Source organism: Streptomyces sp. NPDC002730 (genome assembly GCF_042888805.1).
Taxonomy (GTDB): domain Bacteria; phylum Actinomycetota; class Actinomycetes; order Streptomycetales; family Streptomycetaceae; genus Streptomyces.
This window is the reverse complement of record NZ_JBIAQG010000027.1, coordinates 1-22310: the sequence shown is the minus strand read 5'-3', so window position 1 is coordinate 22310 and position 22310 is coordinate 1. Positions and strand designations below refer to the sequence as shown.

24 protein-coding genes are annotated in these 22310 nt (G+C 70.7%); 13 read left to right on the top strand and 11 right to left on the bottom strand.

The features are described from left to right. Nucleotides 1–316 precede the first annotated feature (316 nt). Nucleotides 317–5299: a MobF family relaxase gene (mobF, locus tag ACFYXH_RS40510; protein WP_389574326.1), complete on the top strand. Its 4983-nt coding sequence runs from the start codon at nucleotides 317–319 to the stop codon at nucleotides 5297–5299. Nucleotides 5300–5379: 80 nt separating this feature from the next. Further along, nucleotides 5380–5769 carry a hypothetical protein gene (locus ACFYXH_RS40505; RefSeq protein ID WP_389574323.1) on the top strand — a complete coding sequence of 130 codons (390 nt, stop codon included), beginning with the start codon at nucleotides 5380–5382 and terminating at the stop codon, nucleotides 5767–5769. A gap of 68 nt (nucleotides 5770–5837) precedes the next feature. Here ACFYXH_RS40505 and ACFYXH_RS40500 read toward each other — a convergent pair whose 3' ends face one another. The 4 genes from ACFYXH_RS40500 to ACFYXH_RS40485 all read right to left on the bottom strand — a co-directional run bounded on the left by ACFYXH_RS40500 (nucleotide 5838) and on the right by ACFYXH_RS40485 (nucleotide 11208). Continuing rightward, nucleotides 5838–6671 (bottom strand): hypothetical protein, encoded by an 834-nt coding sequence (locus ACFYXH_RS40500; RefSeq protein WP_389574320.1) that lies wholly within the window; start codon nucleotides 6669–6671, stop codon nucleotides 5838–5840. Next, on the bottom strand, nucleotides 6671–8350 hold the full coding sequence (locus tag ACFYXH_RS40495; RefSeq protein WP_389574317.1) for a type IV secretory system conjugative DNA transfer family protein: 1680 nt from the start codon (nucleotides 8348–8350) through the stop codon (nucleotides 6671–6673). Before ACFYXH_RS40495 ends, ACFYXH_RS40500 begins: the two co-directional genes overlap by 1 nt. Before the next feature lie 256 nt (nucleotides 8351–8606). Further along, nucleotides 8607–10706 (bottom strand): hypothetical protein, encoded by a 2100-nt coding sequence (locus tag ACFYXH_RS40490; RefSeq protein WP_389574314.1) that lies wholly within the window; start codon nucleotides 10704–10706, stop codon nucleotides 8607–8609. A gap of 166 nt (nucleotides 10707–10872) precedes the next feature. Continuing rightward, entirely contained in the window at nucleotides 10873–11208 is a 336-nt protein-coding gene (locus ACFYXH_RS40485) for a hypothetical protein (RefSeq protein ID WP_389574311.1), read from the bottom strand. Between the two features lie 293 nt (nucleotides 11209–11501). Here ACFYXH_RS40485 and ACFYXH_RS40480 point away from each other — a divergent pair, with 293 nt between their 5' ends. The 10 genes from ACFYXH_RS40480 to ACFYXH_RS40435 all read left to right on the top strand — a co-directional run bounded on the left by ACFYXH_RS40480 (nucleotide 11502) and on the right by ACFYXH_RS40435 (nucleotide 15613). After that, nucleotides 11502–11798, top strand: a complete 297-nt coding sequence (locus ACFYXH_RS40480; RefSeq protein WP_389574309.1) for a hypothetical protein — start codon at nucleotides 11502–11504, stop codon at nucleotides 11796–11798. Between the two features lie 106 nt (nucleotides 11799–11904). Beyond that, the gene (locus tag ACFYXH_RS40475) at nucleotides 11905–12108 is read left to right on the top strand and encodes a hypothetical protein (protein ID WP_389574306.1); all 204 of its coding nucleotides are present in this window, start codon (nucleotides 11905–11907) and stop codon (nucleotides 12106–12108) included. Beyond that, nucleotides 12105–12461: a hypothetical protein gene (locus ACFYXH_RS40470; protein ID WP_389574303.1), complete on the top strand. Its 357-nt coding sequence runs from the start codon at nucleotides 12105–12107 to the stop codon at nucleotides 12459–12461. Before ACFYXH_RS40475 ends, ACFYXH_RS40470 begins: the two co-directional genes overlap by 4 nt. After that, nucleotides 12458–12763 carry a hypothetical protein gene (locus tag ACFYXH_RS40465; protein WP_389574300.1) on the top strand — a complete coding sequence of 102 codons (306 nt, stop codon included), beginning with the start codon at nucleotides 12458–12460 and terminating at the stop codon, nucleotides 12761–12763. The genes ACFYXH_RS40470 and ACFYXH_RS40465 overlap by 4 nt, the downstream gene beginning before the upstream one ends. Further along, complete coding sequence (locus ACFYXH_RS40460; protein ID WP_389574298.1) at nucleotides 12760–13101, top strand: hypothetical protein; 342 nt, start codon at nucleotides 12760–12762, stop codon at nucleotides 13099–13101. Before ACFYXH_RS40465 ends, ACFYXH_RS40460 begins: the two co-directional genes overlap by 4 nt. Next, nucleotides 13098–13259 (top strand): hypothetical protein, encoded by a 162-nt coding sequence (locus ACFYXH_RS40455; protein WP_389574295.1) that lies wholly within the window; start codon nucleotides 13098–13100, stop codon nucleotides 13257–13259. The genes ACFYXH_RS40460 and ACFYXH_RS40455 overlap by 4 nt, the downstream gene beginning before the upstream one ends. Nucleotides 13260–13262: 3 nt before the next feature. Beyond that, nucleotides 13263–13928, top strand: a complete 666-nt coding sequence (locus ACFYXH_RS40450) for a hypothetical protein (protein ID WP_389574292.1) — start codon at nucleotides 13263–13265, stop codon at nucleotides 13926–13928. Between the two features lie 38 nt (nucleotides 13929–13966). Further along, nucleotides 13967–14200, top strand: a complete 234-nt coding sequence (locus ACFYXH_RS40445) for a hypothetical protein (RefSeq protein WP_389574290.1) — start codon at nucleotides 13967–13969, stop codon at nucleotides 14198–14200. A 472-nt stretch (nucleotides 14201–14672) separates the two neighbouring features. Continuing rightward, entirely contained in the window at nucleotides 14673–15023 is a 351-nt protein-coding gene (locus ACFYXH_RS40440) for a hypothetical protein (protein ID WP_389574402.1), read from the top strand. After that, entirely contained in the window at nucleotides 15020–15613 is a 594-nt protein-coding gene (locus ACFYXH_RS40435) for a hypothetical protein (protein WP_389574287.1), read from the top strand. The genes ACFYXH_RS40440 and ACFYXH_RS40435 overlap by 4 nt, the downstream gene beginning before the upstream one ends. 71 nt (nucleotides 15614–15684) lie before the next feature. Here the strand turns inward: ACFYXH_RS40435 and ACFYXH_RS40430 are convergent, their stop codons facing one another. The 7 genes from ACFYXH_RS40430 to ACFYXH_RS40400 all read right to left on the bottom strand — a co-directional run bounded on the left by ACFYXH_RS40430 (nucleotide 15685) and on the right by ACFYXH_RS40400 (nucleotide 21376). Further along, complete coding sequence (locus ACFYXH_RS40430; RefSeq protein ID WP_389574285.1) at nucleotides 15685–16584, bottom strand: hypothetical protein; 900 nt, start codon at nucleotides 16582–16584, stop codon at nucleotides 15685–15687. Continuing rightward, nucleotides 16581–17306, bottom strand: coding sequence for a hypothetical protein (locus tag ACFYXH_RS40425; RefSeq protein ID WP_389574282.1), 726 nt, complete (start codon nucleotides 17304–17306; stop codon nucleotides 16581–16583). Before ACFYXH_RS40425 ends, ACFYXH_RS40430 begins: the two co-directional genes overlap by 4 nt. Nucleotides 17307–17479: 173 nt before the next feature. Next, a complete protein-coding gene (locus ACFYXH_RS40420) occupies nucleotides 17480–17749 on the bottom strand; it encodes a hypothetical protein (protein ID WP_389574279.1) in 270 nt (89 codons plus the stop codon). Nucleotides 17750–17766: 17 nt separating this feature from the next. After that, a complete protein-coding gene (locus tag ACFYXH_RS40415) occupies nucleotides 17767–19245 on the bottom strand; it encodes an exonuclease domain-containing protein (RefSeq protein ID WP_389574276.1) in 1479 nt (492 codons plus the stop codon). A 176-nt stretch (nucleotides 19246–19421) separates the two neighbouring features. Further along, entirely contained in the window at nucleotides 19422–19994 is a 573-nt protein-coding gene (locus ACFYXH_RS40410) for a hypothetical protein (protein WP_389574273.1), read from the bottom strand. A 468-nt stretch (nucleotides 19995–20462) separates the two neighbouring features. Then, a complete protein-coding gene (locus tag ACFYXH_RS40405; protein ID WP_389574270.1) occupies nucleotides 20463–20858 on the bottom strand; it encodes a DUF6415 family natural product biosynthesis protein in 396 nt (131 codons plus the stop codon). Then, nucleotides 20855–21376, bottom strand: coding sequence for a hypothetical protein (locus tag ACFYXH_RS40400; protein ID WP_389574267.1), 522 nt, complete (start codon nucleotides 21374–21376; stop codon nucleotides 20855–20857). The genes ACFYXH_RS40405 and ACFYXH_RS40400 overlap by 4 nt, the downstream gene beginning before the upstream one ends. Before the next feature lie 75 nt (nucleotides 21377–21451). Here ACFYXH_RS40400 and ACFYXH_RS40395 point away from each other — a divergent pair. Beyond that, nucleotides 21452–22310, top strand: an 859-nt coding sequence (locus tag ACFYXH_RS40395) for a helix-turn-helix domain-containing protein (protein ID WP_389574264.1), incomplete at its 3' end; no start/stop codon positions are given.

Sequence of the window (22310 nt, the reverse complement as noted above, 5' to 3'; positions counted from 1 at the left end):
CCCGACCTGATCTCTGTGGTCGGGGGCTCCGCGCGTCTGTGCCGAGCGTAGCCGGGCAAGCGCGGGTCAGTCGACCCGACCCTCACAGAAGTCCCGCAGCAGACCGTACAGCCAACCTCACGCCCGTTCCCTCCCGCACCTCAGAACCAAGACAACCCCCTCCTTCCGAACGCCATTTCACCAGCTCACGCCACTACCAACCCCTTTCCGTCTGACCCCCCTTTACCTACTGCTACAACCTCTACTACATAACACACCTAGGCATTCTTAATTTGTCGGTGTCGCTGACGCTCTTGATCGCGTATCCTCAGTGATCGTGCTACGCATCACGGCGATCTCCGGAGGAGAGGCAGGGCTCAACTACCTGCTCTCCGGATCGGGTTGCGCCGGCGAGCACCAGGCCGACGCTGAGGTGACCCTCAACGGCCCGGAGGGCTACTTCGCCAAGGGCACGGAACACGGAACTCCGCTTGCCGTGTGGATTGGTGAGGGCGTCTCAGAGTGGGGTGTCACCGAGGGCGCTTCCGCCACGGAGCGTGACATCCGTGCCATCTTCGGGAAGCACGCGCACCCCGAGGAGTACCGGGCCGCGGTGTCCGACGCGAAGGCTTACATCGACGAGAACGGGATCACCGGCACGGCCGCCGAGAAGATCCTGGCGGATGCCGAGGCGAGCGCCCGCCGGGGCCGGAAGCAGTACGCGTTCCGCACGATCGATGAGCGGGTCGAGGACCGCCTGGCGAAGGAGCCGGACGCCGATCCGGAGCGCGTCGCGGAGATCCGGAGGGAGGAGCGGGACAAGGGTCAGCGCTCCCCCGCCATGTACTTCGATCACACCTACTCGGCGCAGAAGTCGGTCTCCACCTACCTCACCGCGCTGGAGGCCGCCGGCCGCCACGACGACGCGGCGGCGGTGCGCGGTGCGCAGAACGAGGCCATCGCGGCCGCCATGAAGGTCTTCGAGCAGGAGGCCGGGTTCGGCCGTATCGGCTACCACGGCACCGCCAAGAACGACCGGCCTTCGACCGGCCGGTACGTCGACTCGGAGGGGTTCACCGCCGCGATCTTCACCCACGAGGTCTCGCGCGAGGGTGACCCCCAGCTGCACTCCCATGTGGCAGTTCTCAACAAAATCAAGGTCTACGACGCGGACGGCAACGAGCACTTCGTGACCCTCGACTCGCGTGCCGTGAGTAAGGCCCGCGAGGCCGCGGCCGCCGTCTACGAGCGGACGCTGGAGCAGGCGATCGAGCGCGATCTGCCCGTGGTGTTCGAGCAGCGCCCGGACGGTCTGGCGCGGGAGATCAAGGGGTTCGAGCCGGAGCTGCTCGAAGCCCTTTCGGAGCGTACGTTCCAGGTCGACCGGCGTTACGAGGAGCTGCACGAGCAGTACGTCCAGGACCACGGGCGCGAGCCCTCCGCGCTCGTCCGGGCGCGTCTGCGGGAGGTCGCCACGCTGGACACCCGCGACCCTAAGCGGAGCGAGCACCAGAGCGCCGAGGCGAGGATCGAGCGGGCTACCCGGATCGCCGGCGAGAAGGTCGAGGGGGGCCTCCTCGGCGCGCTGGAGCGGGTCGAGAAGGTCGGCATCGACACCCGGCTCGCCGAGGTCGACGCGCCCACATTCGACCGCGAGGAGGTCATCAAGGAGTCGCTGGAGGCCCTGCAGACCAAGCGGTCGACGTGGGACCGCAGCGAGCTCATCCAGCAGCTGAACGCCACGCTCGGTGACAGTCTGCCGCGCGACATGCCGCTCGCGCCGCTCGCCAACGAGCTGGCCAACGAGGCTCTCAAGAGCGGGAAGTACGGCGTCGTGCAGACCGCCGGCCTGAGCATCATCGAGGACGCGCCGTCCCGCATCCGCCAGAGCGACGGCCGCTCGGTGTTCTCCCCGAGCGCCCTGGCCAGCGAGAAGTTCGCGCTGGAGGAGCACCTCAGCGACGAGGGCCGCGTCGCCTCCCGCGCCCACCAGACCGGCGCCCCGTGCCTGTCCCCGCCCACCCTCGACCAGGTGGTGAAGGAGTCCGGCATCACCGCCGACCAGGCCGACGTCGTCCGTGGTGTCCTCGGCGACAGCCGGAAGGTCAGCGTGGTCGAGGGTCCCGCCGGCGCGGGCAAGAGCTACGCGACCGGCGTCATCTCCGAAGCCTGGCAGGAGCACACCGGAGGCCGCGTAATCGGCCTTGGCCCCAGCGCCGTCGCCGCCGAGGTCCTCGGTGAGGAGGGCATCGAGATCCGGGAGAACACGGCCCGGTTCCTGATGTACGCGAACGGCATGGGCAGCGCTGAGGAGCAGGCACGGTTCCGTCTGCGCGCGGGCGACCTGGTGGTCCTCGACGAGGCCGGTATGGCGTCCACCAAGCACATCACCCGCATCTCCGAACTGTGCGAGGAGGCCGGGGCCAAGCTCGTGCTCATCGGCGACCAGCAGCAGCTGCAGTCCCCCGAGGCCGGTGGCCTGCTGCGTTCCATGGTCGAGGACGGCCCGCACTACTCCCTGTCGAACGTACGCCGGTTCAGGGAGCCGGACGGCACGGTGCGCGAGTGGGAGGCCAAGGCGAGCCTGGACCTGCGCCGCGGCGACGTCCGCGCGCTGGAGGAGTACGACCGACGCGGCTTGATCCAGGGCGGCACGCTGGAGGAGATGAAGGCCGCCACCATCCAGGCGTACGTGGCGGACACCCTCGCGGACCGCGAGTCCGTGGTCATGACCGTCACCAACGCCCGCGCCACCGAGCTCAGCAGGGAGATCCGCACGCAGCTCGTGCGGTACGGGCTCGTCGAGGAGAACGGCCTGCCCCTGGTCGACGACAACCGGGCCGGTGTCGGCGACCTGATCCAGACCCGCGAGAACGACGCCAAGCTCAAGGACTCCGAGGGTCGACTCGTCCTCAACCGGCGCGTCTACCGGGTCACCGGGATCAGCGAGGACGGCCAGCTCACGGCCTGCCGGGTCGCCGGCCGCAACGACGACGGCACCGAGCGGCTCGCCGGAACCGTCACCCTGCCCTCGGACTACGTCGAGAAGAACGTCGCGCTCGCGTACGCGGGCACAGTCAACGCCGTGCAGGGCCGCACGGTTGGCTACGGCGGATACCTGCTGGTTGAGGAAGGGATGAACCGCCAGCAGATGTACCCGGGCCTGACCCGCGCCCAGCGGAACAACCGCGCGTTCTGCGCGAGCCAGGTCCCGGCCGACGAGCACCGGCTGCAGAAGCTCGACCAGGACCCGCTGTCGATGATGCAGACCGCCGTCGAGCGCGACGGGGGCGAGCTGGCCGCGCTGCAGGAGCTGCGCGAGAGCCAGGACTGGGCGGAGTCGATCCCGGCGCTGGAGCCGCGCTGGCGCGACTACGTCACCGAGCACGTGCGCAACCAGTACGAGCCGCAGCTGCGGCAGCTGCTGTCCGAGTCCCAGTACGCCGAGATGCGGCAGCAGGACCCGAGCACCATCTACCGGGCCCTGCGCGAGGCCGAGCTGGCCGGCCACGACGGGCAGCAGGTCCTGCAGCGGGCCATCACGTGCGCGTCGATGACGTCCCCGGAGCCCGACAACGTCACCGCGCTGATCAACTGGCGCATCGAGCGGGAGCTGGAGCACCGCCAGCCGGAGAACGCCCCGGCCGGGCACAGCTGGAGCGACCGCACGCCGGAGATCCCCGGCATCGAGGGCCAGGTCGCCCGGGAGATGGCCGAGGCCATGGACGCCCGGCGCGACGTGCTGGGCGAGCGCCTGTGTGAGGAGCCGCCGGAGTGGGCGGTCCGCCACCTTGGCCCCGTGCCCGAGGACGTCCTCGACCGGGCCGAGTGGGCCCGCCGCGCGGGCACCGTCGAGGGGTACCGCGAGCTCTACGGCATCGACGCCCCGAACACCGCGATCGGCCGTCTGCCAGCGAAGGGCGCGGTCGAGCAGCGCGCCGCGTGGGAGGCCGCGCACTCCGCTCTTGGCCGCACCGAGGACCAGGAGACCCTCGCGCGGACCAGCGACGCCGCACTGCGCGAGATGGTCAACCGCTATGAGCGCGAGAAGTCTTGGGCCCCGGCCCACATGGGCGAGGAGCTGTCCGAGGCCCGCCAGCTGGTCCTGCGCTACGAGGAGAAGGCGATCCTGGCCCAGGCCGACGCCGACCAGTGCACGGACGCCGCCGAGCGCGCGGAGCTGGAGGCGCAGGCCCGCGGCTACGAGGACCTGGTGGCCAACCTCTCCGAGCGCGTCGAGACGATGGAGCAGATCGACGCGGCCCGCTCCGCTTGGTACGAGGAGACCGCCCCGGCCCGGGAGGCCGCCGAGGCCGCCCGAGACGAGCTGGACCGCCGTGGCCACGACGACCGGGTCCAGGTCCAGCAAGACGCCGACCAGGCCGAGCAGCAGCGCGAGGAGGTCCTCGACGAGGAGCTCGTCGCCGAGCCGGAGTACGACCTCGACCAGGCGCCGGAGATCGACTGGACCGTGGAGGGCGAGACCCTCGACCAGGCCCCCGAGCAGGACGTCGAGGCGGAGCTCCCGCTCACGCAGGAAGAGCAGGAGGAGCTCGACCAGGCGCTCGCCGCGTACGAGCAGCAGTACCGGGCCGCCAGCGCCGGAGACCCGGAGATCGACTGGGCAGTGGAGGGCGAGACCTGGCAGGTCGAGGCGGAAGTCGAGCAGGACGTCGAGGCCGAGCTGCAGCCGGAGCAGGCCGCCCAGGTCACCGCCGAGGCGGACCCGTACGTCAACGAGCCGAACCCGGAGCTGGACGCCGCGCTCGCCGCGTACGAGCAGCAGCTGCGCGAGCAGGCCGTGGCCGCCCGTGAGGCCGAGCCGGAGTACGACCTCGACCAGGCCCCGGAGACCAACTGGGAGATCGAGGGCGAGACGTACGAGCAGCGGCCGGAGGAGGCCGTCCAGGGCGAGGCCGAGCAGGACGTCGAGGACGAACTGCAGCCGGAGGCCCCGGAGCAGGAGCTGGCGCCGGCCGTCTCCGCGCCGAGCGCCGAGGACGAGCTGCGCGCGGAGTACGAACGGCAGTACGCCGAGCAGGGGATCGCGGCCGACCGCGCCCGCCAGGAGCAGCAGGAGGCGCCCGAGCAGTCGGCGACCCCGCAGCTCCCGGCCCAGCTGGCGGACCTGCAGGCCGACCTCGACAAGGCGCACGGTGCGCTCGCTGAGATCGCCGCCCGCCAGGCGGAGCGCGACCAGGCCGCCCAGGCCGACGACGCGGTCCGCGCCGAGCAGGCTGAGGCCAGCCGTACCCGCGAGGCCGAGGTCGAGGTTGCGCCGCAGATCCAGCAGGACGAGGGCCCGATCATCAGCTACTGAAACGTCCCGCACTAGACCGCGCCTGCTGGCCGGGCGTCAGTCCCGGCCCGTACCCTCAACCGACCAGGAGGTGAGCCGAGTTGAGCACCGCGCAGGAGTGGACGCCGCCCGAGCTGCGACCGCAGGACGAGCTCAAGGCGATGACCGAGTACGTCACCGAGCACGGATACGGCGGCGAGAGCAAGACGTACGTCCGAGGCATCGTCACGGCGTTGAACTGGGTGACCGGCGAGACGAGCATCTCCCCCATCACCCGCACGTCGCTCGGCCGACCGGTCACCGGCATGGACGTCAGCAGCGAACACGGCCGGGCGTACGAAGCCCTGTACGCCACCAGCGATCCGGGGCTGTGGAAAGTCACCCAGGAGGAGGGCCAGGACTACACGCTCGCCGTCGAGCACACGCTCGCGTGGGCCACGGGCGGCGACGTTGGGCTCGTCGTGCCCGCTGACTGGCCCTGGCGCCAGTAGGAGAGGCCGCAGAAGGCAGCACGAAGCCCCCAGCGCAATTGCGCTGGGGGCTTTCGTCGTTCGGGCCGCTAGCGGTCTGCTACGGGCCCAGGAGCGGGCGGTTCGCGGCGGTGCTGGAGGTCCCACTCCAGGTACGAGGAGAGGACCGCGTCGTCGTCGGTAGCCTGCGGGGCGCCGGGCTGGTTCGGGTCGGTGACCCAGGGCTCGTCCACGTGTGCCGACTTCTCGACGCACTTGGTCAGTGCCGTGATCACCCGGCGCTTGACCCCAGGGGCGTACCGGTCGTGCCAGTCGCCCGCGCGGGACGGGGTGCCGTACGACGTGCGGTAGATCTTGATCCATTCCTGGCAGAGCCAGGACAGTTCCTTCACGGCGTCCCGGTGCCGGTACCAGCAGGGTGGGATGCGCGCGGCCGTCATCGGGCCGTTGGATACGGAGCCGTAGCCGGTCGGGTTGTGCTTGGCGAACATGTCCGCCGGCCACCCGACCCACCCGTATGTGCCCTGCAGCTCAGAGCGGACCCAGCGGACCAGGACGTCCCAGGCTTCTGCGGCCTCCTGTTTGTCCATCCCTTCGTTGAGGGACCAGTTCCAGACCGCGAGATTCTCCTCGTCCGGTTTGGCCGCGAGGGCCTCCAGGTCCTGGCGGAGCTGCTTGACCGTCTTGGCCAGGGCGATCAAGCCTTCTTCGAGCGGGGCAAGGGCCTGCACCTCCGTCTGCAGGCCGGAGGTCCGCTCCTCCAGGTGGTCGATCGCCAGCTGTATCGGGCCGAGGTCGAGCCCGGCGAGCGCGGCCTGCACCGTGCTGCCGCGCTCGCCCAGGCCCTTCACGGCCTCCTCGACCTTGGCCAGGTCCTTGGCCAGGGTGAACACCTGCGACGCGAGGCCGCTGTCCCCCGCCATCAGCGGCGGCCCTTGGCCATGGAGACGCCGGAGCCGTCCTTGCGCTGGGCGGGCACCTTCGGCGTGGCCGTCAGCTTCCTCACGTCGCGCCGCTTCCACAGGGGCTTGATGTGGGTGATGACGGGGCTGCAACCAGCGAAGATGACCAGGGACTGCCGCTTGCCGAGCTTGAAGATGCGGCCTGCGGGCATGACCTGCTTCTCCTCGGGGGCCGTGCTGGTCGAGGTCTCGCCGTTGCGGGTGGTGGTGGTCCTGCGCTGCTTCTCGTATGTGCCGCACATGGCGCTGATGTCCTCCCGGACCGACCGGTCGCCGATGCCGCGCAGGAACACGCGCACGTTGGCGTCGTCCCAGATCACGCGGCCGCGCGACTCGCCCCAGACGTCGAACAGCTGGGAGCGGGACTGGATGACGATGACCAGGGTGATTCCCCGGCCGCCGCTGTCGGGCATCCACTTGTCGATCGGCAGCGGGATGATGTTGGCGATCTCGTCGAGCGCCCACAGGCAGGGCGGGTCCATCCGGCCGGAGCCGTTCTTGTTGCCGAGGTCGATGGCGACGGAGCGCAGGTAGTCGGCGAACATGACGAACAGCGGGGCCACGACGGTGCCCGGCTTGTCGGAGCCGATCATGTAGAGGCTGCCCCGGTTGAGCAGGAAGGTCTCTGCGTCGAAGTGCTCGCCGGGGCCGGGCAGGACCGTCTGCGCGACCTTGGGGTTCGACATCCAGCTCAGCGCGTTGCTCAGCGTCGTGAAGATGCCATCACCGGTGCCCTGCACGATCTGCTGCCGCTGGACCAGGAGGTCCGCCCAGTCCCGGGAGCCGGCCATGTTCAGGATGTTCGCCGCCGTCTGGTCGCTGCGGTTCTGGCTCCAGGTGTAGACGTCCATCATGGTCTTCCCGCCGAGGGCGGCCGCGTGCATGAAGCGCGACAGCACCTCGCAGGCCGTGGACCTGAAGAACTCGTCCACGCCCGCCGAGGCGTTGCTGCGCGAGCCGTACAGCAGGTAGGCGGCCCGCTGGATGGCCACCTCCCGGTGCTCGCAGCCGCGGATCGGGTCCCAGCGGAAGGTGTTGAGCTGCTGCTCGCCGCTCAGGTTCAGCGGGTCCCAGACCCACACGGGGCCCAGCAGTTCGCGCAGGGCCTTGGTCGCCGTGTGGTCGTAGACCTTGGAGGACGTGTGCACGACCGCGCCGTCCCACCGGTAGATCATCGAGTTGAGGATGATGCTCTTGCCCTGCCTCGACGGGGCCAGGATCAGGTAGTTCTGCTCCGGGGTGCCCCAGATTCCGGTGGGCATTCCGCCGGAGCGCAGGCGGCCCAGCGGCACGGCGTAGGCCGTGGTGGGAACCTTCTTCGTCCTGCCGACCAGGCTCGGACGGGTCTGCTCGACCATGTTCCGGGCGTGACGGGCGCTCATTTCGTCGCGGATCTCACGCTTGTTGGCGAAGCCGGGCTTCGGTGCGTACATCTTCCAGGCCGCGCCCAGGCCGCCGATGGCCGCCATCGCGGCGACGCCGAGGACGACTCCCCCGGGGCCGTACACGAAGTCGTTGAAGGTGTTCACGTACTCGAAGATGGCCGGGTCGCCCGTACCCGGGCCCGTGTCGCCGCCGGGCGGGCCCGGGACCGGCGAGGCCGCCAGCTCCAGGGCCGTAATCTGCGTGTGGGACATCATGGGGTTCTGTTCTCCTCTGTCTCGTGAAGCCCCCGGGGATCAGCGCTGCCATCGCCCCCCGGGGGCTGTCCGTCTGGTCCGGTGACCGTGCTGGGCACCGTATGCGCGAGGTCGGACACCCCTCTGCTCGTTTTCTGCTGGGCGCCGCTCGGCAGCGCGCGGTTCCCGGCCTACGGGGACCCGGTGATCCCCGCTGATCGCAGTCTGCGAAGCCGGGCCTGTGGACAGAATCCGCGCGCCGCCGCCTGACGAGTGGTCAGACCGGCTGACGCTGGCCGTTGATCGGAAGGGTCTGCGCGGCATCCTCGGCACGCTCGTGCCCGTCCGCGCGGTAGTCGCTCGGCTCCTGCCGCGCGCTGCTCGGTTCCGCGCGGCGGGTTTCCGAGCGCGCGGTTTCGCCGTCAGCCTGCCGCGCGCCGCCGTTGGCGATCATCGCGGCCCGCTTCTCCTTGAAGTCGGCCAGCCAGTTGCGTGCGTTGCCCTCGACGACGCCGTACGCCACCGCCAGCTCCGCCGCGGTTGGGAGCTCCCTGCCCTCGATTGATGCCGCCAGGTACTCCTCCCAGCCGGCCTGCTTCGCCTCGCTCCTGAAGACCGGCGCCTCGACGAGGGCAACCGCCTCGGCCGGACCTCCGAGCCGGTCGGCCAGCTGCGGCCGGAGAGACTCCAGCAGGGCCTGCGCCTCAGCCGCCTCGGCCTGCGTACGGGCCGCAGCCTCGGCCGCCTGGCGCTGGTTCTCCTCGGCCCGACGCCGCAGCTCAGCAGCCTTTTCGGCCGCCGTGGTGTGCTCGCGAACCGCGCTCTGCGCCTCGACGAGAGCCGACCGCAGCCGCTCGACCTCACCGGCGACCCGACGGGCCTCCTCGGTCTTGGCGCGGGTCGTGTCCGTCGCGGACTCCCGATCGTTGACCAGACGCTGCAGCTCGTCGCGGATCGAAGCCACCTCGGCCGCCGCCTTGTTGCGCCGCTCGGTCTCGTCGGCGATCCGGTCCTGCACCCGGGCCAGCTCGTTGGCCGCGTCGGAGAGCTTCTTCTGCTCCTCCTCCGCCCGCTCCGCGAGGAGAGCGACATTCCGTGCGTCTTGGGTCATTTCGGATTCCGCGCGTTTCCGTGCAGCTTCCGCGCGCTCCCGAGCATCTTCCGCGCGGGCCGCCTCAGACTTGGCCGCCTTGGTCTCCTCGGCCGCCTGCCGGAGTGCCTCCTCGGCTTCCTTCCGCGCGGTTTCCGCCGCCGCCTTCTCCTCGACTGCCGAGCGCTTTTCCTCTTCCGCGCGCTGCCGCGCAGCCTCGGCCTCGACCCGGGCCTCTTCCGCGCGCTCGGCCGCCTCTTCCAGTTCTGCCGCGCGCTCGGCCGCCTCGATCCTCTTCGCAGAGGGCAGGATCGCGACCTCTTCCATCAGCTTCATGACCTCCGGGGTGTTGGAGGTGTCGACCGTGGCGACGTCATCCACGCGCGTCCAGCCGGCCAGCCCGCGCAGTACGGCGAGAGCCTGCCCGGAGTCGAGCGCGAAGTCGGAGCGGTCCATCGCCGACGTGGCCTTGCGCCGCAGCGCGTCCAGCTCGTTGACCGCCCTGGCGAGGTCCCGGCGCTTGGCCTCCCGGTTTTCCAGCAGCTTCGTGTGCTGCTCCAGGGCCTTGCGGAGGCGGAACAGCCGGGTCGCGGCCTTCTTGGCGAGGGTGGCGCGGGCCACCTGCCCGGACGTCGAGTTGGGGTCCAGGCCCAGGCCGGAGAACGCGGCCGCCCAGCCCTTGGTCCACATCAGCACCAGCAGCCGGACCGGTCCGGCCTTGGACGCGTCGTCGAGCTTCTCCGAGCCGCGCATCCGGGCGCGGAACTCCAGCTCGATGACCCAGGCCGCGCCGATGGGCATGGCTGCCATGAACGGGGACGCCACGGGGTTCGGGGCGTGGATGAAGTTCGCCGTCGCGGATACGGCGACCAGTGCCCAGGCTGTGTTGTGGATCAGGCGGAGCTGCGTGGTCCACCCGAGCTTGGGGTTCGCCCGCTTGTAGAGCTGGGAGAACAGCACCAGTTCCATCGCATCGAACATGCCGATGAAGCCGACCGCGATGACCTCCGGCAGCTGCGCCGTCTGCAGCGCGAAGCCCCACATGCCGTAGATGCTCACGGCCATGCCGCCGAGGGCGACGTACGCCTGGCGTCCCATGCTGCCCAGGCCGATGACCTCGGACTCCCGGCCCTCGGCCTTGGCCGTCTCCACCTCGGTCTGGCGCCGCTTCCGGGCCCGCTCGGACGCCCGCCAAAGGCCGCGGCCCGTCAGGTACGCCATGCCGAGAAGCGCCAAAAGCACGGCGCCGGCCGTGACGCTGAGGACCCAGGCCGGGGTGTCGGACACGGCCCGGTCAAGGGTGGACGACCAGTCAAATCCCTGACTAGTTCCCGCCGCGTGTGACCAGGACGGATGCACTCCGGCCGTAGTCTGGGACAGACGCATACAGACCTCCATATCTCTGCGTCGCTTTGGCCTCGGCGGTCCCACAACCGCTGAGGCCTTCTTTCTGTCAGGACCCTTCGGCGGGGTCCACTTCGTTTCGCTCGGGCCGTTCTTCCAGGCGCTCGATGTACGCCATGAAGCTGGCCAGGAGTTCCTCTTCCGTGTCGCCGACCAGGACGTTCCTGCGCTTGAGGAGTGCGTCCACCGCGACCCGGATCACCGTGTTCGCCGTGATCCGCTCGACCTTGCGCGTCCGGCCCGCCTGCAGCTCCCGCGCCAGCACGTCCAACTCGATCTGCTGATCGCCTCTGAGCTGCACGTACTTCGGCGAAAGCGTCTTGCTCGCCGCCGCCGCCGCCTCATTGAGGCTCGACGACCGCTTCGCCGGCCGATCCGCTGCCATGTGTCCCCCTCGGGGTCTTGGAGTTCCTGACCCCAAGAGGCTATGGCTTCGGATCTCTGACGAAGCGGGGCGCGTCGGTGCCCTCTCGCAGATCGCGCCCCCCATTGGGCCTCCTTCGATGTTCACGAGGAGAATCCTACATCAAAACTCTTGAAGTTCAAGACTCGGGGGGTTAGGGTTCTGGTTGTACGGCGAGAGGGCCGGGGTTCCAGCCCCGACCCTCTCGGACCGGCGGAGTTCCAGCTCCGGCCCGGTCACGGACACCCCTGACGTCTCACCGAGAGGGATCTCCAGTGCGCAATCTTCCCAGGACCATCCGTGTCCTGACCACGCAGGTGAACACCGACACGACCCCCGCGCCGAACGGGCGCCGGGTGCTGGTCGTGGGCCGCTTCCGCCGCCCGACGTGTGACAACTGCGACGACTTCAAGTCCGTGAAGGCCGTCATCGACGGCGAGCTCGTCACGATCGACTGCACCGAGTGCACCGCCCCGTCCCCCACCGCCGGCGTCATCGACGACATCGAGTCCGAGGACGAGGCCGAGGGCTTCGAGGCGGAGGACGCGCTGGTTCAGGGGCGTGCGGCATGAGTTCCTGCGGACACCCGCCCCGTCTCGTCACCGTCAACTTGATCGGTGCCGACGGCAGGCCGTACCAGAGCGTTCGGCACGAGCCGTGCACCTGCGGGGGCAAGCGATGACCGAGCACCAGCCCCTGCCGATGCGCCCCACCGCGCACGAGCGTGACGGGCGCCAGGACCTCTCCGTCGCGGCGGAGACGGCCCGTACGGCGCACGACCTGCACGCCAGCGGCTACGACGAGGCCACGGTCAGCCACGCGCTCGCCGTCGACGAGCTGACCATCGAGCTGCTCCTGCAGAAGCCGGGGGGCCCGCGATGAGGAACCCCCTGCGCCCCCTGCTCAGTTGGTGGGGACACGCCCTCGGCGCCGCTGGCGTCATCGAGGACGCCGTCGCCACCGTCCGCGACCGCCGCCTGACCAAGGCCGACAACGTGCAGCTGGCCGCCTCGGAGCGGGCGGCCGCGCTCGCCAAGGCCCGCCAGGGCTGCACCCACACGCCGCCGTGCCCGCCGACCTCCGCGCCGGACCGGACGAAGGCCGCCGAGGTCTGGGCCGACGACGCCTGTGTCTACCTGTGCAACGGGCTCGTGCTGGCCACCAAGGCGATCAAGGCCCCGGACTCCCCGTCCGGCCTCTACGCCCCGATGCCGGAGAAGGAGACGACGCTGTGAACGACGACGACCACACCCAGGCCACCGCCCTCATCGCCCTGCTCGCGGCCCTCCTCTGCACGCTGTGGGCCCTGCAGCGCGGCCTCGACCCGCAGACCGTCGCCCTGGTTGCCGGGCTCGCCTACGGGGCTGCCCTGGCCCTCTCGGCCCCGCTGCAGGCGCCGCTCGGCGCGGTGCTCGCCACCAGCGCCAAGTACACCGGCCTGACTCTGGCGTTCAGCGTGTGGATCGCCCTCTCCGGCGTCTACGCCGGGTGGGAGCTGCTGCGCGGACGCGGGGTCACGAAGGGGGTGTTCGCGTGAGCAGGCTCGCCGAACTCCTCGGCAGCGAGACCGAGGCCACCAGGTGGAAGGAGAGCCGAGCCCGCGGGCTCGTCCTCTGGCACCGGCTCGCCGAGGACAAGGCGCTCGCCCTGGTCGAGGCCGCCGTCGCCGAGCACGACCCGGCGATTCTCGCCGAGCCGGGCCAGGTGTGGACCCGCAGGCCCGAAGCCGACCCCGGCCTCCCCGCCGTCCTGTACCTGACCCACTGGCTCGACCGCGACCGCCTGGTCGCCGAGGACGGAGGACGTACCGGCACCGGCGTGATCCTGCTCCCGCTGCTCTACGCCTACGAACTCGACTACTGGCGGCCCGTGTGACATCCCGCCAGCCCTTCTCCGAGGACATGAACGGCGGCCAGCAGATGCGGCTGTTCGACGAGGAGACCGAGACCGGGCCCGCCACCGTGGCGGGCCCGGCCCCGGGCCCCACCACCCCCGACACCGACACCGACGCCATGTCCCGGACGGAGCCGTAAGCCGTGACACCCGACCACCTGCCCGCCTGGTACAGCCAGCACCTGCCCGCCCCCGCGCCGCAGGTCCACCACACCGGGGCCAGCCTGCTCATCGCCTACTCCGGGCGCGTGGTCCCGGTCATCACCACCTCCACCGCCCTGGCCCTGGCCCGGATCTGGCACGAGCAGGGAGCCGCCCACAGCATCGGCAACGCCGCGCTGATGGTCGCCCTGTCCGCTGGCGCTTTCGCCGCCGCGTGCGTCTCCGCCGTCCACCGCAACAGCGATCCCGTCACCACGGCCGTGGCGTTCACCGCGTCCGGCGCGTTCGCCATCATCGGCCCCGCGGCCTACACCTCCTCGTGGGCCCTGTCCGCGCTGCTGTGGCTCGTCGCCACGGTGCTGGTGTACGTGACGTCATCGCGCCACTGGCGAACCGCCAGACAGGCCAGGGAGGCCCGCGAGCACGAGCTGGCGCTGGCCCGCCTCAACAGCGCCACCACCGTGGCGACCGCAGTCATCGGCCACGACGTCCAGGCGCAGGCCCTGGCGTACGGGCTGACCCTGGCCCGCGCCGTCGAGGAACGCCGCCAGCTCGACCCGCTCTCGTACGACCCCGCCGCAATGGAGCAGGCCGGACTGCCCGCCCTCCCGCACAACCCGGCTGACACCAAGCACCGCAACGCATGAGGATGATCAGCGTCGATAGGCACGAAAGGGGGAGGCACATGCTCCCCGTGACGTTCGGTCCTGACTGGACCGTCACACCCCGGGTCGCCGCCGGCCTGCTTGGCATCGAGCACCGCGAAGTGCTCCGGCTCATCGAGCACGGCGACCTCACCGTGCAGCGTGAGAACCGCACACGGCTCGTCGAGTTGGACAGCCTGCTCGCCTACCGCCGCCGGCGCCCGCTCCCCCGCATGCCCGCACTCGACAAGGAGCACCAACGCCATGACCGTTGACGACCCGTGGGCCACCCACTGGACGCCCCCGCCGCCCCCGCCGCTCAGCGACTACGAGCGCGCCCTGGAAGCCGCCGGGTACGGCAGCACCGCCCGCGCCCGCTACTTCGCGGAGCGAGGCGGTGAGAGCCGGGAGTACCTGGAGTGCGTCTGGGAGGAGGAGATCCTCCCGGCCGCCGAGGCCGCTGGCATCATCCCGCCCCGGCCCGTGGCCGAGGACGAGCTGGCGGACGTCGTGCACCACTGGTGCCACCGCGCCGCGATCCGCCAACGCGACGACGCCCGGGGCAACCCCAGCCCGTGGGAAACGCCGCTGGACGGCACGGAGATCGACCGGACCCACGCCCTGGCCGAGCGGCTCGTCGCCGAGCGCGGCGAGGCCCTGGCCACCTTCCTGCAGGACAACCCCCGGCCCCGCTGGGTCAAGAACAACCCCGCCGCCCAGGCCGCGGCCGCCGAGTTCGAGCGCCAGGTGTTCGCCCTGCTCGCCCGGGAGCCGACCGTGGTCGTCATCTGCGGCAGCACCCGGTTCATGGCCGAGATGGCCGAGGCCAACTGGCAGGAGACCGCCGCCGGCCGCATCGTGCTCGCGCCCGGCTGCAACCTCAAGGAACCGCACCCGCTGTGGAACGACCCGGCCGACGCCGAGGCCCTCAAGCCGAAGCTCGACGCCCTGCACCGAGCCAAGATCCGCATGGCCGACGAGGTGCTCGTCGTCGGCGACTACATCGGCGACAGCACCCGCGCGGAGATCGCCTACGCCCACGAGTTAGGCAAGCCCGTCCGCTACACCCACCCCGAGGTCGAGGAGACCGCCAAGTGATCCGCGTCATCACCCGCTCGACGAGGCAGTTCTACGAGGCCAAAGTCGAGGAGGCCGGGAAGGTCCCCGGTCTGGAGCACCAGCTCCAGACCGCCGAGGAGGACGTGGCCATGTGGAAGGCCCAGTCCGAGGACTACCTGCAGCAGCGCGACCAGGAGCACGAGCGGACCGAACAGCTCATGCGCGAACTACGCGAGGCCCGCGCCCAGCTCGACGGACAGCAGTCCGAGTTCGACCGGCAGCTCGACGAGGCCCGCAAGCCCGTCGTGGACCTGCTCACGGACCTGCTCGACCGCCTCAACCACCCGGTCCAGAGCGCCGACTTCCGCAAGGAGCTGGCCCTGCGGGTCGTGGAGACGTGGACCGAGAGGCTGACCCCCGAGGACCACGACAGCCCGATGGGACTCATCCTGCGCATCATCACGGACACCAAGAAGCCGGGCGAGGCGACCGCGGCCGAGACCGAGGCCCAGGCGCCGGCCCCGGCGGAGGAGCCCGCCTCCTTACCCGAGGCCGACCCCAAGCTCGTCGGCCAAGTGATGGACGCGGCCCTGCTCCAGGGTCCGGAGCCGTTCCCCGGCGTGGGCTGAACCGCACCCGCACACGGCGAAGCGCCCGTCCCGAGCAGCTGCTCCGGGCGGGCGCTTCGCCGTGTGCGGGCTCAATTCTCGACGAGTTCCGCGTCGATGATCGTGTCCTCCGGCACCGTGACCTTCTTTCCGCTCAGCCAGCGCCCGGCAGCCTTGATGCGGGCGACCGCCTTCTCCGCCGCTGGCGCATCCTCCGGAGCGACCCCGGCCTCGACGAGCACCGCGAGCCGGTCCACGATGTCGTCGAGTTCCTTCACGGCCGTGTCGAGTACCGAGTTCACCCTGCGCCGCTCGAAGGCAGCTTCCGCCGCCTTCGCCTTCTTGTTCGATTCTTCCGAAGCTTCGGAAGCCATGGTCTGCCAGGTCTTCCGCAGGCCGCCCTCGGTGACCTTGCCGTCCCGCTCCAAGGTCTGTGACCACATCGCCGGAGCGACCTCCGCCCCAGCGGACCGCATCGCGGGCACGAGTGCCCGGACGTGCCCCGTGTTCAGCGCGATGCCCTGCACCTTGTAGTCGGTGGTCCCGGCGATGCCGAGGCCCGCCCGCACTTCCACCGAGTCCATGATCAGGTACGTGTGGCTGCTCTCGTAGCCGAGGACCTTCTTGGCCCACTGGCGGAAGGTGAGCCCGTCGACCAGGTCCTGCAGGCCCTCCCAGTGGTCCCGCGCCCACATCAGGTAGGGCCCGGCGGCGTCCATGAAGCGGGCCGTCGCCCTCTCCCGGGCCTCCCGGAGCGTCTCCTCGCGCCGGTCCTCTGCCTCCCGGATCACCCGGGCGCACTCCGCCAGCTGCTCGGCCGGCGACAGCTGACTGAGCCGTTGAGCAGGCGATCCCAGCACCATCGCGGCACGGTTCTGCGGAGACCCGGCTGCGGCCGCCGCCAGCTGCAGTCCGCCCGTCCCACCGTTGCGGTTGGCCAGGCCGCTCTGCAGGGCCGCGAGCTTGTCGTTCTTACCAGTCTTGGTGCTCACCGGCTCGACACCGCCTTGGCACCGACCGTCGCCAGCTCCCGCGAAAGCTTGCCCATTGCCGAGGTGAAGTCGATCGGGATGGGCTTGGCGAAGCTCTGCCCGTACCCGTCCATGGCGTGTTGGTCGGGCATCTCGTTCTGCAGGACCTGGTACCCGGCCTCGGTCAGGGTGTCCCTGGTCTGCGTGGCCGCGTTCGCCTGTGCCTTGGTCCGCGCCAGGAGGATGACCAGCTTCGGTGTCCGTCCGCCGACCGCCTCGATCTGCTGGATTGCGCTCAGCATTGACCCGGCCCGGTTCAGTTCCATGCCCGTGGGCTGGAGGCACAGCACCGCCACGTCGACCATAGACAGCGCCCGCATGTGGATCGTCTCCGGCTTCCGCTCCCATGCCGGGGTGTCCAGGCCCAGGATGCCGCCCGCAGGCAGGTACAGGCCCAGCTCGACGTCCAGGTCCTCGTGGTTGGCCGGCGCCTTGCGGACCGGTGCCCCGAACGACGCCGCCCGCGACCAGGTGTAGAGCGAGCCGTCCTCATCCTCTCCCGGCTCGTCCGCGTCGATCGCACCGGACGGGATGCCGTCCGCCGCCCAGTGCCCCAGCATGTGCGCGAGCGAGGTGGTCTTGGTGGAGCCCCCCTTGCCGAACATGCCGAGCTTGATGCCCTGCGGGGGGACGATCACCGGCTCCCATTGCCGGGGAACGGTAACGTCTTTGGTGTCGGCCACGATCGGAACTCCCTTGTCGTCAACGGGGGTTGTGGCTGTACGAAGACGCGCCCGCCGGGTCAGCCTCCGGCGGGCGCGTGACGATCCGCTGATATGACGGACTGCCCCACACCGAGGAACGGTATCGAGGCTGCCCGTGGTCGAGGAGGGCAACGCCCTCGACGGGTCCCGTGTCATCCTCCCGGCGGTAGCGCCGGCCGCCGCCGTTGACGCCGCGCCGGCGCCCCGCCACGGGTCGCCCCCGCACCGCTCCCGGCCGGGATGTCGACCTGCTCGACACGCACGGTCGGTGCCCCGGCGAGCTGCACATCGAGGACGACGCGAAGCCCGCCGCCACGGTGGGAGAGCCGGGTCGGCTCACTTGCCTGCAGCGCCGTGCACGCCTTGAGCAGCGGCAGCAGCACCTCCAGGACGTCCTCCCCGAGCTCCCTGTCGTCCGTCATCACTCGAAGCTGCACCATCAGTTCGCCGTCCCCTCGCGCGTGCCGCCGGCCGCCGTCGCGTACTCGTCCGCGTAGTCGCGTCCCATGGCCCGCAGGCAGTCGAGGACCGCACGGCAGTCCCCGGCCGCCCTGTGACCGCCGTCGAGGGGCTGCCATCGGTTGTTGCCGTGGTACTCGCTCCAGTCCCCCACCCAGTCCGAGTACGGGATCATTACGTCCTCGATCTGCATGGCGTCGAGCCAGGCCGCCGCCTGCTCCCGGGCCCAGGCCAGCGCCCGCTCCCGTACGTCCTCCGCCACGGTGCCCGTGCTCACCGTCTCCTCGGCCGCCTCCCGCGCCGCGCGGTCGAGGTAGTGGAGCGTGAGCTCGTGGCGCAGCCGGGCGACGTCGTACCACTTGTTGTAGATCAGGCACCGCTTGCCGTCGAGCAGCCCGGTGAGCTGCACGAGCACGTCCGAGAACGTCCGCGCCCCGGCGAGCGCCTCGGTCGTGATCCCGTGGATCGCCGCCGCATCGTCCGGCACGGGCACACCCGGGTCCAGGAGCGTGTCGAGGAGGACCTCCCCGCGTGAGTTCAGCACGGCCAGCTCGACGATCCGCGCGTCCTCGGTGAGGCCGGTCGTTTCGGTGTCGAGCACCAGGACGTCCGGGTCGACGAGCGCGGCCGCAGCCCACCGCTTGCGCTCGTCGGCGGCCCGAGCCTCCGCCGCCCGCCGCTCCCGCTCCTCCCGCTCGTACCGGGCCTGCAGCTCTGCCTGGCGCCCCTCCTGCTCCGCGTCGAACACCGTCTGGCACGGCGGACAGCGGCGCGCCCAGTTGGGCCACCACATCGAATCAGGGAGGTCCGTGCGCTCCGGACGCAGCAGCCAGTCGTGCTCCTTGAGGTAGGCCCGCGCCGCCTTCTTGGACCCGCGCCGCTTCGTGCAGTCGTCGCCGGCGCACACCGTCACCTCGACGAGCCACGCCTCGACCCGCGTCCGCTTCTTCTCCAACTGCTTCTGCCGGCAGCCCTGGCAGCGCCGATGCTCCTTCGGGTACGGCCGCTCCCGGACCGTGCTGCAGCCCGCGCACGTCCGCGCCAGCAACCGCTGCCGCTCCTTCTCCGCCCGTTCCCGACAGGCCGAGCAGGGCCCGCGCAGGATCACCTTGCGGACCTTGCCGCACTCCGAGCAGGTGCGCCGCGCCGCCATCTTGGCCTTGGTCGACGAGGGCAACGGCCGCATCTTCTCCGCGGCCGCCGGGTCGTGCAACGGCACGTCGCCGTAGTCGCGGGTGCGGACGTAGGCCAGCGGAGCCGCTTCCTGCGCCTCGGTCACGTTCAGCCGGTCCGAGAGCAGTTGGGTCTTGGTCCGCAGGTACGGCGGTGCCTGCCCCCAGCCGTAGACGGGGACGCCAGCGGTGTGGTCCAGGGGCTTGCCCCTGGCGACCCGGGCAGGGTCCGCCTCGGTCCGGCTGGACGGGATCTGCTCCGTCGCCGTCGCCGTGGTGGTGCTCACTCATGCCTCCCGAAAAGAGCGTCGAGGGAATCAAAACCGTAGCAGCTATAAACCCTATTCTGCCGTCGTTCAAACATTCCCCCGGAATCAGCCAGGAGGCGAAATAAGGCCGCTATTACTCGTACGCGCGGTCCCGCATTCCCTAAATGGATCTCCATTTATTAGGACGCGGAACTTCACTCGTCTGCCGTGTGGGAGGACGACGCCGGTCCGTACCGGGCCAGGGCCTCCCGGACGATCCTCGGCACCGGGTAGAGCCGCTCCGCCAGCTCGTCGCGCTCCCGCTTCTGTCCTTCGGTCAGCACGAGGCCGGCGCCGACCAGGCCGCGCGCTTCCAGCTCCCGCATTGGTGCCTCCGATACCCGCCATGCAGCGGTGCGCAGCCGCGTGACCAGCGCGGTACGCAGGCTGTAGTTGCGCTGAGCCATGGAGATCCCGAGACTCGCTCCCGGCCAGCGGCCCGACAGGGCGAGCTGCTCCGACTCGGCCACGGTCAGCGGCTCCCACGGGCCGGCCAGGTCCGGCTCGTAGAGGCGCTGCTCGACCGCCTGGGCGACGATCGTCTCCAGGCTGGGCCACTCCGTGGGCCGCATCCGGGCCACGATGATCCGTGCCTGTTTCCGGGTATTCCCCTGGTTTACCAGCGCGTTCTGTGTCGCCTTTTCCTCCAATGCCTGCTGCTTTTTCAGCAGGTCCAACCGGCCCGCCTGGTAGGCGTAGATCATCACCGTGATCGGAGTCTTATCCATAGGAGTAGCTTAATGGAGATCCATTCATCGGGCACGATGCCCGATTTTTCCCCTGGCTCGGCCCGGTTGTACGGCGCGCGGGGTCGGTAGCTCCTCGGCCCCGGGGGGCCTGCGGTGCCCCGCCGGGGCGGCCGGTCGACGTCGGCGGCCGCGGGTTCGCCGTGGCCTTGAAGAGGGGAGGCGTGGCTGGGACCGGGGAGTGGTTGCTGGAGGCCATGCAGCTGCTCGGCCGGGTGCGGGAGCATCGGGGCTGGCTTTCGTGGGCTGAGGTCGAGTCAGCTGGCAGGACGGTTCTCCCCGTTGTCGTCTGCATGGCCGCTCCGGCCTGGTGGCGTGCCGCTGGCGCGGCGCACCACCGAGAGCACTGTGGACATGGCGAAGCCCCCAGCGGGGTCGGGTGGACGGCCAGCTGGGGGCTCCGTGCGCCCGCGCCCACGGGGGAGAGCGTCGGGCGGTCCGTGGGGTCGGTCAGGTCGAGGACGCGGCGGGATGCGCGGTGTTGAGCCGGTCGAGGCGTTCGTAGAGCGCGCGGACCATGCGGGCCCGCTGCTTTACGCAGTGCACTGTGCCCTTCCGGGGAGCCGACAGTCGGCGGTCGGCTTCCTCGAGTACGACCTCGGCCAGGGCCCGGATCTCGTCCTCGTCGGGCAGGCCGCCGCAGCGGGTCCGGACGTCCCCGGCGACCGCGCGGCCGTGGCCGGTCAGCTGCAGGGCGATCTGCTCGCAGTCGCTCCTCGCCACCTCGGCCGTGTCCGCCCAGGCCAGCACTGCCTTGACCAGAGACATGTGCGGCTCACGGTCGAGAGGGAGCTCCGCGCCGAGCAGGCCCTCGGGGTCGTACAGAACGGTGTACCTGCTGCTCATGACGCCACCACCGAGGCCACCACGGGCCGGTCGACCGTGGCCAGCGCGTCATACAGCTCCCGCGCATCGACCCCGGCCGACATCCCAGCCAGGATCGGCTCGGTCTCCTGATCACGCCATGGGGCCGGGACGTCCTGCGTGGGGCGACTCAGCCACGTCGCGGCGAACGAGCCGTCAGAGCCCGGCACGGGCACCAGGAGCCAGGCCCCGAGCGAGAGCACCCGCACCCCCGGGATCTCCTCCCACAGGTGCATCCAGCCGTCCTCCACGACCACGATCAGCTCCTGGCGGGAGTGGTCGGCGAGCACTGTGTGCCCGTCCTCGACGGGCAGGGTCAGGGCGTCGAGCGCCGCGAGGCCGCGCTGCAGGGGAGAGATCACGACCGCGTCCCGGCCGCCGCCACACTGGACGAACCGGGTCGCGCCGCTTCTCGCGGCCCGCAGCCGGGCGAGGGTGTTGTCGTCAGGTACGAGCAGCGCCGCCCACGTTGGGGTGACGGGCTTCCGGGACTTGGCCATAACCGGACGGTAGGGGCGGTAGAACGGGGTGAGACCACACGATGTGTGTGGGTCGTGCTCCGTATGGAGAAGCCCATGGACTCCTTCCAGTTCGGCCGCCGAGTCAACTACTGGCGCACCCGCCGGCGCATGTCCCGCCAGGAGTTCGCCAACCTCATGGGCAAGTCCCTTCGGTGGGTCGAGGAGCTGGAGGGCGGCCGCCGCCAGGCCGACCCTCAGCTGTCGGTGATGCGGCTCGCCGCCGTCCGTCTGGGCATCACGCTGGAGCGGCTGGTCGCCGACGTCATCGACACCGAGTGTGTCCAGGAGAGCGAGATCGACGCCGTACGCCGCGCGCTGCACCGCCACGACGTCATCACGGGGGCGTTCGACGAGTCGACCGACGAGCCGCTCCCCGTCGAGAAGCTGCGCCGCTCCCTGGCGTACGCCAGAACCGGCTTCCAGGCCGGGCACTTCGCCCAGCTGGGCAGCGCGATCCCGGCCCTGCTCGTGGACGCCACCCGGGCCGCCCAGCATCACCGCGGTGACGACCAGCTCACCGCGTACGAACTGCTGTCGCTCACCTTGGAGTTAACCGAAGCCGCCGCCATCAAGTGGGGCGACACCGAGCTGGCGCTCATCGCCGGGCACCGAGCCGTCACCGCCGCCGAGCGCAGCGAGAACCCCGTCATCATGGCGTCCGCAGCCCGCCACCTGGGCGACGCGATGACCAGCCACGGCCAGGCGGCCGACGCCGCCGAGTTCGTTCTCGCCTCCGCCCACCGCCTCCAGGAGGAGCTCCTGCGCAGCGGTCCGGACGGTTTCTCGGTGCTGGGGATGCTCTACCTCAAGGCCGCGATGGCGGCCGCGGCCGCCGCCGAAGCCGACGACCGCAACCCTGCCTCTCACGCCCGACAGGTCCCCGACCACCTCGACCAGGCCGATGAGCACGCCG